The 13,328-nt window shown below is 65.9% G+C and carries 12 protein-coding genes; 7 read left to right on the top strand and 5 right to left on the bottom strand.

The genetic code is table 11. The features are described from left to right. Positions 1-94: 94 nt before the first annotated feature. A complete protein-coding gene (locus tag ASD42_RS21495) occupies positions 95-637 on the bottom strand; it encodes an MOSC domain-containing protein (RefSeq protein ID WP_056819507.1) in 543 nt (180 codons plus the stop codon). 175 nt (positions 638-812) lie between these two features. On the opposite strand from ASD42_RS21495, the gene ASD42_RS21490 reads away from it, so the two are divergent. The 6 genes from ASD42_RS21490 (at position 813) to ASD42_RS21460 (ending at position 6,218) form a co-directional block, all read left to right on the top strand. Continuing rightward, positions 813-1,475: a HEAT repeat domain-containing protein gene (locus ASD42_RS21490; protein ID WP_056819506.1), complete on the top strand. Its 663-nt coding sequence runs from the start codon at positions 813-815 to the stop codon at positions 1,473-1,475. Continuing rightward, complete coding sequence (locus tag ASD42_RS21485) at positions 1,469-2,491, top strand: MerR family transcriptional regulator (protein WP_056819504.1); 1,023 nt, start codon at positions 1,469-1,471, stop codon at positions 2,489-2,491. The genes ASD42_RS21490 and ASD42_RS21485 overlap by 7 nt, the downstream gene beginning before the upstream one ends. A gap of 799 nt (positions 2,492-3,290) precedes the next feature. Beyond that, positions 3,291-3,983, top strand: coding sequence for a hypothetical protein (locus ASD42_RS34485; protein ID WP_156677533.1), 693 nt, complete (start codon positions 3,291-3,293; stop codon positions 3,981-3,983). A gap of 272 nt (positions 3,984-4,255) precedes the next feature. Continuing rightward, positions 4,256-4,825 (top strand): GNAT family N-acetyltransferase, encoded by a 570-nt coding sequence (locus ASD42_RS21470; protein WP_056819500.1) that lies wholly within the window; start codon positions 4,256-4,258, stop codon positions 4,823-4,825. A 67-nt stretch (positions 4,826-4,892) separates the two neighbouring features. Continuing rightward, positions 4,893-5,360: a class I SAM-dependent methyltransferase gene (locus ASD42_RS21465; RefSeq protein ID WP_056820373.1), complete on the top strand. Its 468-nt coding sequence runs from the start codon at positions 4,893-4,895 to the stop codon at positions 5,358-5,360. A gap of 147 nt (positions 5,361-5,507) precedes the next feature. Beyond that, positions 5,508-6,218 carry a hypothetical protein gene (locus ASD42_RS21460; protein ID WP_156677532.1) on the top strand — a complete coding sequence of 237 codons (711 nt, stop codon included), beginning with the start codon at positions 5,508-5,510 and terminating at the stop codon, positions 6,216-6,218. 44 nt (positions 6,219-6,262) lie between these two features. Here the strand turns inward: ASD42_RS21460 and ASD42_RS21455 are convergent, their stop codons facing one another. Beyond that, entirely contained in the window at positions 6,263-7,591 is a 1,329-nt protein-coding gene (locus ASD42_RS21455) for a TerD family protein (protein WP_235569761.1), read from the bottom strand. A gap of 184 nt (positions 7,592-7,775) precedes the next feature. Here ASD42_RS21455 and ASD42_RS21450 point away from each other — a divergent pair, with 184 nt between their 5' ends. Further along, positions 7,776-8,645, top strand: coding sequence for a glucosyl-3-phosphoglycerate synthase (locus ASD42_RS21450; RefSeq protein ID WP_056819498.1), 870 nt, complete (start codon positions 7,776-7,778; stop codon positions 8,643-8,645). 42 nt (positions 8,646-8,687) lie between these two features. Here the strand turns inward: ASD42_RS21450 and ASD42_RS21445 are convergent, their stop codons facing one another. The 3 genes from ASD42_RS21445 to ASD42_RS21435 are packed head-to-tail and all read right to left on the bottom strand — an operon-like array spanning position 8,688 to position 13,220. Next, on the bottom strand, positions 8,688-10,523 hold the full coding sequence (locus tag ASD42_RS21445) for an ATP-binding cassette domain-containing protein (protein WP_056819497.1): 1,836 nt from the start codon (positions 10,521-10,523) through the stop codon (positions 8,688-8,690). A 15-nt stretch (positions 10,524-10,538) separates the two neighbouring features. Further along, complete coding sequence (locus ASD42_RS21440; protein ID WP_056819495.1) at positions 10,539-11,708, bottom strand: type III polyketide synthase; 1,170 nt, start codon at positions 11,706-11,708, stop codon at positions 10,539-10,541. A 45-nt stretch (positions 11,709-11,753) separates the two neighbouring features. Further along, a complete protein-coding gene (locus ASD42_RS21435; RefSeq protein ID WP_084787233.1) occupies positions 11,754-13,220 on the bottom strand; it encodes a fatty acid desaturase in 1,467 nt (488 codons plus the stop codon). Between the last annotated feature and the right edge of the window lie 108 nt (positions 13,221-13,328).

Raw genomic sequence — 13,328 nt, 5'->3', positions numbered from 1 at the left:
CACTGTGCGTCGGCATGGTCGACGGTAGAACCTGACGTTACGTCAGGTGCAAGCCTGGATTCGCCGACCCGGATCGCCGAGAGGTTTCCGCTGCCTAGACCCGGTCCAGCGCCCTCCACGGCTCAGGCGGAAATTCGACGACAATGCTGTCGCCGGGCCTGACCTCGCCGCCAGCGGTGACCACGCCCATGATTCCGGCTTTGCGCACAACGGTGCCTGCCGCGTCGTGATGGACGAGCCGCTTCAACAGCCCGTCTTGGAATCGGTCGATCTGCACGCACGGGTTGCGCAGGCCGGTCACTTCGACCACCGCGTCGGAGCCGATACGAAGCAGCGTGCCTGCCGGCAGTGCGAGCAGATCGACGGCGCTGGTGGTGATGTTCTCACCGAGATCGCCGGGGAATACCTCGAATCCGTGTTCGGCGACTTCGCTGAACAGCTCCTCGTGCATGAGGTGAACCTGCCGCAGGTTCGGTTGGGTCGGGTCCTGCGCGACGCGAGAGCGGTGTTTGACCGTCGTTCCGGCGTGGACATCGCCTTCTACGCCGAGACCGGTCAACAGCCGAATGCTGGGTCTGGTCGGCTTGGTGAACGAGTACTCGCCATTGCTGTTCACCGCGATCACTGTGCCGCTCATCGTGTTTCGTGTCCCCTCGTCGTCCGAAACGTCGATTCGAGCGTAACCCGGGGCCGTGGGGTCTATCGGGTGGTTTTCGACTCACCGAGAGGCCTGCCATGAGCAGCCTGACACGATCCAGCGCTTGACCCTGACACAGTGACAACGTCTTCACTGGAGGCAGGAGGTGGTTCCCATGAACTCGACACCAGGACAATCGGTAGATCCGCGGCTGCTTGCCGCGCTGAGCGCGGAGAACGCGTCGACCCGACTGCAGGCCGCGCTGGTCGCGGGCACACATCCCAGCCGGGCGCTGCTCGGGGCCCTGATCGACCGCTGTGCCGTGGAGCCGGACTTCTTCGTCCGCGACATGCTCACCTGGGCGCTGACCAGGCTCCCCACCGAGCTGACCGTGCCCCGGCTTCGCGCCGAGCTGGAATCCGACGGTGCCCAGGCCCGCAGCCAGGCGCTGCACACACTGTCCAAGATCGGCGATCGGACGGTCTGGCCGGCGATCACCCCGGCGCTGCTGCGCGATCCCGACGACGACGTGGCGCGCAGCGCGTGGCGCGCAGCGGTTGTTCTCGTGCCGGACGCCGAGCGCGAGGCGCTGGCCACCGAACTGTCCACCCAATTCGGGCGCGGCGATCGGGAGGTTCGGCGCAGTCTGAGCCGGGCGCTGACCTCACTGGGCGAGGTGATCCTCGCGGTACTGCACCGGGCGGCGAGCAGCACCGACCCGCATGTGCGAGCGCACGCACAGGCCACCGAGCAGTTGCTGCGCGACCCGGACGCCGCCTTCGATCTCGATATCGACGCGGCGAAGCGGGTCGCGGCGCTCGACGGCGCGCCGTGCTGATCGGCGAGGTGGCGCGGCGTTCGGGAGTCAGCACCCGAATGCTGCGCCACTACGACTCGCTCGGTTTGGTTCGCCCCACCGGGCGCACCGTCGGCGGCTACCGCCAGTACTCCGATGCCGACATCCGCAGCATCTTTCACGTGGAAAGCCTGCGCTCCCTGGGCCTCTCGCTGCGCGAGATCGCCCAGGTGCTGGCAGACCAGTCGTTCACGCCGCGGACCTTGGTCAGCGATCTCATCCGACGCACCGAGGAACGGCTGGTGCGCGAGCGCGAACTGCTCGAGCGACTGCGCGCGGTCGAGAACGCCGAGCCCGGAGACTGGCGCGATGTGCTGCGCATCGTGCAACTCGTGCGCGCCCTCGGCTCGACCGACCCGCATCGTCGCCTGCAGGCGGTGCTGAATCCGGCCGACAACGAGCCGGTACCGACCGACCTGCTGGCCGCGGCCGTGCTCGCCGAGGCTGAACCCAACATGGCAGGCGCCCTGCGCTGGGCGCTGTCGCGGGCCGGTGACGACGGCCTGGTCGGGCTCGCGACCGGGCTGAGCGTCCCCGACGTCGAGGTCCGACGCCGGGCCGTGCTGGCAGTGGCGGAGATCCCGGGCGACGCCGCGACCGAGCTGCTCAGCGCCGCGATCGACGACCCGGATTCCGCTGTCCGCGGCCCCGCCGCCCTGGCCGCCGGTACCCGCGGGGTGACCGCGGCCGAGCCGGTCCTGGTGGCCATGGTGATCGCGGGCACCAACGATGTCGACGCGGGCGAGGTGCTCGGCGCGCTGTCGGAGGACCCGGCATCCGCAGATCGAATACTGGGCGCGCTGACCGACGCGCTGACCGCACACGAGGACGACGCAGGCATCCGAATCCGGCTCATCCAGGCACTGGTGGAGCTGCCCGGCACCCGCGCGCTGACGACCTTGCGGGCGCTGAGCGCGGACACCGATCACTCTGTCGCCCTCGTCGCCACTGCCTTCGCCGAACTGGTCGCCTCCCGGGCGACGAGCCAGGATCGCTGATCGCAACCGGCCGGCCACCCCGTTCCAGGGAGCCACCTTCAACCGGTGATATCGACGCATTCGACACTGCCATTGCGAACCTGGACGACCGACCACAGGAGCGCGACGATGAGACAGGATAGACCGGTCGAATCGCAACGCGTGTTCTGCGCGCCGCGGACGTGAGTCTGCCTGCGCTGCAGTCGATCGCGGGCCAGCTGACAGCCGGACAACCCGAATCCTGCCTACTCCCGGATCGGCGGGAGGTCACCGACGGGGCCGAGCGCCCGCCCACTTACCGACGCGGCATGCAGCCCACGATTTACGCACGCGGTCCGAAGAACTCGGCTCGGGCGGCATCGATGCGGGCCTGAGCCTGGGCAGCGCCTTGGAAGCTGACCGCGGCCGATCCGCCACCGGCGATCCCCAAGGCTAGGAGACCGCCGATCACCGAGAGAAGATTCGGCTCGGGAAGGTTGCTCGTATCGCTGGTGGGCTCGACCTCGTGGACCGGAACCGCCGCCTCGCCGCCGCCAGGCGCGGACGCGGGTGGATCACCGACTCCGCCGGGAGCTGGTGATCCGGGCGACTCACCGACTCCCCCGGGTGACTCGCCGACTCCCCCGGGCGCCGATCGCACCGGCGGTGCTGCGCCGCCACCGCTGGGTGAGTCGCTGTCGGGTTCGGCAGTATCCGGCTGGGCAGCCTTCGGCTCGGGCGGTACGGGTACAGACGGTGCGCCAGGGGCCGGGGCTTCGGGAGCGGATTCCGGGGCAAGCGCCTGTGGCTCCGGGACATTGCCTGGGTTCGGGTTGTTGCCTTGGTTACCGCCACCATTTCCCTGGTTGCCGTTCCCGCTGCCAGGGTTCTGATTCCCGTTATTGCCCTGATTACCACCACCGTTACCCTGATTGCCGTTCCCGCTGCCAGGGTTCTGATTCCCGTTATTGCCCTGATTACCACCACCGTTACCCTGGTTGCCGTTCCCGCTGCCAGGGTTCTGATTCCCGTTATTGCCCTGATTACCACCACCCTTTCCCTGGTTGCCGTTCCCGCTGCCAGGGTTCGAGTTGCCGTTGTTCCCGCCATGACCGTGGTCTCCCGGACCCGCGACGAACCGGACGGCGTCGCCGGTGCCGAGTCCACCACCACCCGGAACCTCGGTGGAGCCGAGTCCTGCGACGACAGCGACCTTTTCGCCGGGGCGGACAGTCGGCTGAGCAGCCGCAAGCCCGCCATATCCGAGGACCCCGAGAACGCCCGCGGCCCCGGCCACCACGGCTGTTCGTCTCATCCGACCGGCCGTCACGCGCCCCCCGTCCCGTCCTCGATAACCCAGCTCACACCATTGCGGTCGGATCCGGACCCCCGCGCGTTACGCACCGCCGCGCCCGAGAACCGGCCACGGCGCCCGCTGAACTCCTCCTGGCGCACCAATCAAGAGGGGCAGGGGTGGTCGGCGGCGGTCGGATACCACCTCGGATGGCCTCCCGAAGTTTCTCGCGGCCGGTGACATTCGCGATGCGCACCAGAGCGCGCGTGCCCTCAACGTTGCGCTTGTCCCATTGGTCCAGGCCGCGCGGGTGTAGACCGAGTTCTGGTCGCCCAGGTCATCCCCGCAGCCGCAAGAGAAGCGTTGCTGCGCAACACCCTTCGTTCCGACGGCATGCGAATGCGCCTCGAGGGAAACACGCTGTCGTCGATCGGACGTGGCCTCGTTCCGGAGCAGCCCGGGTCGGTCTCGCCTTGCTCACACCGCGGCCTCCACGGGCGGATAATTCAGACATGCCCGAGTTGATGTCGGCCGTGATCGATCCCGGCACGTTCACCACCGCCCAGCCCACACTCACCGGCGCCGACGGCCTGTCATTGCGACCCTGGACCGCCACCGATGCGCGCACCGTGTACGAAGCATTCCGAGACCCCGCGATCCGCCATTGGCATGTTCGGACCGCCGACTCCATCGAAGAGGTCCGCCAATGGATTCTTCGATGGGGCGCGGCTTGGTCCACCGGCAACGGCCAATGGGCCGTCACCAGCAACGGAGAAGTCGCCGGACGCATCGGACTGCGGCAGTCGGACCTCGCCGAGGGTGTCACCGAGCTCGCCTACTGGACCCTGCCCGCCTGGCGCGGGCGCTCAATCGCACCCCGCGCCGCAAACACGTTGACCCGCTGGGCTTTCGACGACATCGGGTTCGACCGAATCGAGCTCACCCACTCGGTCCAGAATCCGCCATCGTGCCGGGTGGCAGTGAAGTGCGGATTCGCCTTCGAGGGCACGCTGCGTGAAGCCGGTCGCCATAGCGACGGCCGTCACGATATGCACCTCCACGCCCGGCTCCGCACCGACTGAAACCAATTCGGGCCGAACTTGGGGATCATCTTGATCAGCCTGGTTAGCTGTGGCCATGGGGATGGGAATGGACACAGATGGCTGGCGGGAAAACACGCGCACGTCTTACAACAACATCGCTGATAGTTATGCAGACCTGACGCGTCGCCTTCTGGATGAAACACCTGAAGAGCGCGCTGTCCTGGCGTCGTTCGCCGATCTGGTGCAGGCCCAGGGCGGGGGACCAGTTGTGGATGTGGGCTGCGGAACGGGAAGGATCACCGCTCACCTGCGTCAACTGGGCGTGGACGTGTTTCGGCCCGGCGGTCCGCTGCTACTCGGCTTCCACGTCGGAGACGAGTCGCACCTGCTGACCCAGGGCTACGGCGGGCGCCCAGTGAACCTCTATGTCCATCGTCGCCAGCACAGCCAGATGCACGCGTGGCTCGAGGACGCCGGCTTCGTCATCGATACATACAGAACCCTCAGCTCAGCCGAGAGCAAACTCGGGGGAATCATTCTCGCGCACCGTCGGGTCGCCGATCCCGAAAGATGATGACACCGTTCTGCGCCACTCGACGGAGCCAGTGCCCGTGGGCACTGCACGGCCGCCGGATCGAATTCCAGGAGCTTCCCGGATTTGCGAACCGACATCCGTGTGATTGCCACGTCAACATGAGGATTGAGTGACACGATCACTCGCATGATTCGAATCGTCGGCGTTGTCTTATCCGCCGTGCTGATCATGTTGGTGGCCCTGGTTAGCAGCAGGCGCCGTAGATTCGTCGGCACTACGACGAGTTCGCGGGCACTCCAGGTGACTACGCCGACGACTCGCCCGTCTCCCCTGAGGCTCGCCGTCGAACTGGTTCCGAAGACGCGGTCCGGCGCCAACTTGCGGTCGGAGTTGTCCGCGAGGGAGTGGAAGCGGCTTCGAGGGATCGTGTGCGAGGCGGCAGGCAACCGGTGTGAGATCTGCGATGGTGTCGGGCAGCGGGCTCCGGATTGCAACGAGGTCTGGGAATACGATGACCAGCAACAGATCCAGCGGTTGGTCCGGCTCGAGGCGCTGTGCGCGGACTGCCATGCCGTCAAGCACATAGGCCGGGAGTATGCCGGTGGCCGGGGAGAGCGAGCCCGCAGTCACCTGGCCGAGGTGAATGGTTGGACCCCGACCCAAACCGATCTCTATCTCGAGCGGCAGTTCGAGCAATGGCGGGTCCGCTCCGAGAAGGAGTGGACATTCGATCTTTCCGCTCTCGCCCAATATGGTCCTCCGTTGCCGCCGTCGACCCGTAGGAAGCGTTGCGCGAGCTGCGCCGAACTGTTTCCCCCGGACCAGCTGACGGCCGTCGAAGTGAAGCGATTGCTCTGCGAGGGCTGCTCGAAGGACGAGTCGGCTGGCTCGAGCTAGCGATGTAGCCCAACCCTCGACCGGTCTCGCGGGCGGTTTTCAGCTCAGCGAGGGGTCGGGCACTGGCCTTCGTAGCGGCTCAAACCCAGACCGCTGGCCTTCTTGCTGCGGCCTACGGGGCCGTTCTTGGCGGAGCGGACCCAGGTGCCGTTGGTGTCGAGAACGGGCATGCGTTCACTGAAGGCTCGGCTGTAGTAGATGGTGCCGTCGACCGTGAGGATGCCGTCGCGGACGTCGATGTGGGCGACGGTGGCCCAGAACGAGCTCTTGCCGTTGCCGATGATGACGGTGATCTGGTCGGCGTCCTTGTCGGGCAGACCGTCGGGGCCGGGACGGCCGTAGCGGACGCGGACTCGGGGGTTGCCGAATTTGTCGATGGCGCCCGCTCCGTTGTCCACGGATTGGTAGACGTTGAGAAGCAGGTCGCCGTTCTCGGTGGGGCGGACGGTGACCTGTTCGGTGGCGGGGAGGTTGTTCGCGCCGGGACCACGGGTGTCACCCTGGTGGTGGATGAACGGCCACTGCGTGATGTCGCCCTGGTGCCCCTTCTCGCCGCTGAGGACCACATAGTCACCGGTTATCTCGTTGCGGCAGAAGAAGTACACGTCCAAGTCGCCCGTGCCGAACTCGGTGACGCGACCGTTCGCGTCATACTTCGCGCCGCGCCCGTCCCATTCGAGGCCGACGGTCAGGACATAGCCGGGATCGCCCTTGCGCAGGTCGATGGTGGCGCGGCGGTCCGGCGAATCCTTGGTCAGCACGACATCGACCTTGCGCAGATCGACCGACGGAGCGGGGGGCGTAACACGTTGGGGTGCAGGCACTTCAGTCAACTTCGAAGGCGCCTCGGCCGGTTCTTCCTCGGCATCGACGACGATGCCGTGATCGGTGGCGAACGCCGCCAGCCCGGCGCTGTAGCCCTGCCCGATCGCGTCGAGCCGCCAACCACTCCCCCGGCGATACAGCGCGACAGCTTGCAGCACCGTCTCCGAGTCCAGACCCGGTGGCACGAAACTCACCGATTGACTCACCCCGACAGCCGAGACCCGCAGACCGATGACCGCACCGAACCGAATCCCCTGTGCCTCGGTACTTCCGGTGATCACCACTCGATGGATCTCGGCGGGCAATGCCGACAGATCTACCGCGACTACAGCATCGGACTCCAACCGAACACCGGACGCCGACGGATTGTTGAAGAACACGAAGTCGGCATCGGAGCGCACCTTCCCGTCGGCGGTCAACAACACCGCGGCGATGTCGACCGCCCCGGCCGGGCTGTCGAGATCCAAGCGCACCGTGTACTGCCCGTCGACGAGATCGGTCTTCGACCCTTTGGAAACCTCGACCATCGTTGCCGCACTCCCACTCATGATTCTGCCCCTCCACCAGTCGACTGAGCCCCACGGTACCCGCAGGAACTACCGACGGTCCCGCACTCGGTAACCGGCCCGGACCTGTAGGTATGACCAACTCCTGTCGGAAAACCGTTGGAGTCGGTCACAGGATCGGCGCGCACCGGTGGCGGCGGGAGCGAGTGTGTCGTTGACTGGCTGGATGGATATCCGTGAACTGAACGACCGCAAGTCCGGTCGTCGGGTCTCGGTGGTGGTGCCCGCCCTGGATGACGAGGACACCGTCGCCGGAGTGGTCGCTTCTGTGAAGCCGCTGCTCGGTGGGCTGGTCGACGAGTTGATCGTGCTCGATGCCGGGTCCGCTGATCGCACCATCGCGCGGGCACGTGCCGCCGGCGCCGAGGTCTACACGCGGGAGCAGGCATTGCCCGGCGTGGCGATACGGCCGGGCAAAGGTGAGGTGCTGTGGCGGTCGATGGCGGTGTGCACCGGAGACCTGATCGTCTTTCTCGACGCGGATCTCATCGAACCCGATCCGATGTTCGTGCCCACCCTGCTCGCACCGTTGCTCACCGACCCGCAGATCACCCTGGTCAAGGGTTTCTATCGCAGGCCGATGACAGATGATGCCGATGGCGGCGGCCGGGTCACCCAGTTGATGGCGCGCCCGCTGCTCACCGCGCTCGCGCCCGCACTGGCCGAGATCATCCAGCCGCTCGGCGGCGAATGTGCCACTACCCGTGCGTTTCTCGGCCAGATCTCCATCGCCAGCGGGTACGGCGCGGAGATCGGGATCCTGCTCGATTGTTGGCAGCGACGCGGTTTGTCGGCCATCGCCCAGGTCGACCTCGGGATCCGCGTGCATCGCAATCGGCCGACGCACGAACTCGCGGTGATGAGCCGCCAGGTCGTGGCGACTCTGCTCGACCGACTCGGTATCCGCGATTCCGGGATCGGTCTGGTGCAGTTCCTGCCCGAGGAAACCGGTTGGCGGCGCACACCTTCCGAGGTGAGCCTGGCCGACAGGCCGCCGATGTCGCGCCGCATCGCCGAGTACCGCGACATCGCCTGACACACGAAAACGCCGGCCCCGGGTGGGGCCGGCGTTCACGCACTACACAGCGACGAGACCGAAGTCGAGCTTCACCAATTGGTCGGCGCAATCGAAGTACCGGTCGTCGTGGGTGATCACGATGACGGTCTTCCCGCGCCGCTTCAGATCGGTGAGGATCTCGTGATAGAACACGTCACGGAAGCGTGGCTCCTGATCAGCGGCCCATTCGTCGAAGACGTAGATCTGGCGGTCTTCGAGCAGCGCGGTGAGCAGGGCCAGTCGCTTGCGCTGCCCCTGTGACAGATCGACCGTCGACAACCGCCCGTCCTGCACGGTCACCTTGTGCGCGATCTGCAACTCGTCGAGATAACGCTGGACTTCGGCGTCGATACCCGGACGGTCGAAACCCAGGTAGTCCTCGAACAGATGGAAATCGGTGAACACCGCCGACGAATTCTGCCGGTACCACTCGATGTTGTCGTGGTCGATCCTCTCCCCGTTGAGCGACAACGACCCCGAGCGTGGCACATACAGACCGGTGATCAGCTTGGCCAGCGTCGACTTCCCGCTGCCGTTGCCACCGACGATGAACGTGATCTGGCCCGGTTCGAAAACCAGGTCGATCGGACCGAGCCGGAAACCGGCGTCGTCGGACTCGTCGAGTCCGGGCGGCGGAGCCAGCGGACGCACATCGGTGCCACCGTGGTCGACCCATTTCTTGCCGTTGACATCCACCTGCGTGCCACCCGGATGGGCACCGGGATGCGCGGGATGCGGATGCGGCGGCCTGCCGTTGCCCTCACGCGGCGGCATCCCCGGACGCGGCGGATGCCCGCCCGGCCCGTGCGATCCCGGCGGCGGTGGCACCTGCGAGGGCGCCTCCGAACGATAGATGTAGCTGACGTTGGTCAGTTCCAGCTTGGCCTCCCCTGCCGCTGGACGCTCCGAATACGGCAGCGACTCCTCGTCGTGCAGCGTCGTCATCGACAGGTTCATCGCACGGATCTTGGCCAGCGCCACATCACCACGCAGCAGGTCGGGGATGCGGTGCATGAAGTTCTGCATCGGCATCGCCAGGAACGTGGTGACCAGCACGTAGCCGACCATCGTCTCGCGCGGCAGATCAAGTGCGGCCGCGATCACGAACAGGATCAGCGCCATCGTGCCCAACTGCAACGCCTGGCCGAAGCCCTGGGCGTAGGAGAACTTCGAGCCCGCGTCGGTGTTCTGATCGCGCAGCGTGCCCGCCGAACCGAGCAGGTGCCGGTCCATGAAGTCACGACGCCGACCACGGTGCAGCTTCAGTTCCTTGATGCCGAGGGTCACGGCCTGGAACGATCGCAACAGCGCGTCCTCGTTCTCTCGGGCTTCCCGGTAGATACCGCGAACCCGCTTGAGGACCAGTTCCACACACGCGATGCCGACCAGTGTGCCGCCCACCGTGACCGCGAAGATCGGTCCCGACACCACCGCCAGGAACACGAAGCAGCCGACGATCGTCGCCACATCCACGCAGATCGACGGGATGGCGGTGACGGCCTGCGACAGCGAACGCACGTCCTCGGTGAGCGTCGCCATCAGGCGATGCATGCCGAGCCGTTCGAGGTGTTCCAGTGGGGCGGAGACGATTCCGGAGCTCAGATCACTGCGCAGCCGGTAGATCGCATCCTGGGAGAGCCGGATCAGCAGAACCTGCGACAGCACACCGCTGACGAGGATCACCAGACCCGTCGCCCCGAAGCGGAGCAGCAGATTGTCCGGTTGCGGGCGCGGCGAGACGACCGCGTTGATCAGCGTGACCAGGTAGGTGTTGGCGGCGCCGCAGATCAGGCCCGCGGCGACGACGGCCGCGATCCTGGCCGGCGACAGCGCGGCGAGAAAACGGAGCAGATGCATGACTTGACTGCGCTCTCAGCTGCGGATGACATCGAACACGATGCCCTCGAGGGTGACTCCGGGTGCGAACGAGAACGCCACACCGGTCGAGATCGGTGCCGCCGTCTGCGCGTCGCGGATCATCCGCTCCAACACGAAGATCAGCGAGACACTGAGCATGTTGCCGTGCTCGGCGAGCACCTCCCAGCTCGGCGCCGCCAGTTCGGCGGGGATGCCGAGCGAACGCGCCGACTCCTCGATGATGCGGGGACCACCGGGGTGGATCGCCCACAACTCGATATCGGACTTGCCGAGTCCGTTGCGCGCCAACACCTCCGAGACCACCGGGTCGACACCGCGGTAGATGTAGTCGGGCAGGCTGGTCGCGAGTTCGCAGGTGATGCCGGCGTCCTTCACACCGAGCACGATGCCGTCCTCGGCGTCGTCGAACAGGTGACTGAAGCTGTCGCGGATCACGACGCTGCCGGGTGCGAGTGGCTTGTGCACCTGGTTGGCGCCGATCACCACCGCGCCGCAGCCGTCACCGAACAGGCTGTGGGTGATCACATCGTTGACGTCGTCGTCGAAAACGGCGTTGACCGAACTCAATTCGATGCACAGCACCATCGCCTTCTTGTCCGGATGGGCCCGGACGTAGTCGACGGCGGCGCGAATGCCGTTCATGGCCGCGGCGCAGCCCATGAAGTTGATGACCATCCGGCCGACCTTCGGCGACAGGCCCAGCTGCTTGACCACCGCGACGTCGACGCCGGGGGCGATGAAGCCCGTGCTGGTCACGAAAATCAGCTGGCCGATGTCCTCAGCCGGATTCTCCAGTCCCGCGACCGCGCGCCGTGCCACGTCGACCGCCAACGGCACCGCGTGCTCGAGGAACAGGTTCATCCGCTCCCGGATGGTGCCGGGCTTGCGACTGAACTCGAGGAACCCGGGATCGAGCGGGTCGATCACCAGGCGACGGGTGTCGATCCTGGTCTTGGCGTAGATCCGCGGAATGCGCTGGCGCTGCGCGGGATCGGAGAACATTTCGGCGACCCGGCCCGCGTTCACGGACTGATCGACGACCAGCGAGGGCGAACCGGTGGCGACCGCTTCGATCACGCCGACGGTCGTCGGCGGCGCGGGTGGTAGCAGGTCGTGCCCGCGCTCGACGTCGGGCGTGCGGAGCAGGTCAAAGGAAACAGACACGGGCACTTATCCTTTCGAGACAGATCAGAGGTGGCAACGGCCGGGTCAGACGGTTCCGATGCCGGAGAAGCCCTGCGCGGTGTAGGTGACGCAGGTCTTCAGCGCTGACGGTGCGCAGTGTTCGCGCACGAAACCCCACCGGTTCTCCTCGGCCGCACGAGAAGGTGCGAGCAGGTAGGTCCGGCACAGCTTGGGGAAACGATCTCCGAAGAAGCTCTTGGCGGGCAGCCACTCCACGCCGAACTTCGCGGCCTCCTCACGCACCACGTTCTCCGAGGCGATATTGGCGAACCCGCTGCGCTGGAACGGAAGTACGTGGTGCGCCCGGTGCGAGCTCAGCCCGGCCGAGAGGAAGCAGTCGACATACTTGTTGCCGACCACGGTCAGGTCGTAGGCCTGCTCGAGCTGGTTCACCGCCCAGTCCTCGGTCTCGATGTGCAGTTCCTCGGTCGGGACCTCGAAGTCGTGGCTGGCCACCACCATGAAGGTGCTGATCCACAGCGTGATCACGAATTGCAGGCCCCAGGCGAGCAGATCGCCCGCGAAGGCGAAGGCCACGAACTCGGCCACCAGCAGGAACCGCATTCCGAACGAGCCGATGAAGTGCGGCAGCGCGCCGCGCCAGCTGCCGTACATATCCTTGATGCCCACCTTGCGGGTGAGCCGGCAGACATCGAGGAGCCGAATGATCATGCCCGTCAACAGATGTCCGAACTTGTGTGCGGTGTGCACCGGCACCCGGTACAGGCGCGGGATCTGCATCATCATCGTGAAGACGTTCTTCTTGATGTCGACTTCACTCTGGGTGTGCGGGTGGTGCAGTAGCGCGTGGCCGTCGGCGGTGACGAAAGACAGTGCGACATAGTTCATGTCGAAGGCGTTGACCGCGTATTTGTTCAAGCCCTTCTGCGCGCGGTGGATCGCGTAGTGGCCGAAGCCCGCCAGCGAGCTGCGCAGCAGCACCATCGCGATCACGAAGGCGGGCAACGGCATCCAGCTCGTGTCGTAGAGACGCAGCGCCTGCACAGCGATGTAGGCGAAGATCAGCACGCCGACGACGATGTCGAAGGCGCGGTCCATGCGCTTCAGTCGCGCGGCCAGCTCGGGCTCCTTGAGCCGGGCCTTCACCTGGTGCAGTAGATCGGACTTGTTGTCGAACTTGTACTTCGGGGTGTCGTCCCAGCTGTTGAAGCCGTCCTTGAACAGGAAGTCGGGGGCGTTGTTCTTGGGATGGATGTCCTCGGGCGTGGCATCGCGACCGAGACTGTAACGCTCGATCATCCGCCCGATTTTTTCCGGATCACGGTGGTAGGAACCGATGATCGAGGTGATATCGCGATTTTTCGTGCGGCCGATGAAGAATTCACCACCTGGATGCTTGGAGATCCACTCGCTCAGGTCGTAGGCTCTTCCGTTATAAACCCATACGTTGTTGACGGGAGGACGACCCCCCGGGCCCGGCGGTGGCGGGAGCTCGCGCTCCGCTTCATCAGGTCGATCATCGATCGTCATTAGTTCTTCCTCCGTGTCCGATCGGCTTCCGATGCGTGTTCCCTGCCGACCAGCGTCCCGACACGTATAGTCCTTGTGGCGCCTTGCATCTCGCTGAACATTCTCTTA

This window comes from Nocardia sp. Root136 (assembly GCF_001427185.1).
Lineage (GTDB): Bacteria > Actinomycetota > Actinomycetes > Mycobacteriales > Mycobacteriaceae > Nocardia > Nocardia salmonicida.
Note: the sequence above shows the minus strand (reverse complement) of the source record. Positions and strands in the feature narration are given on the sequence as shown.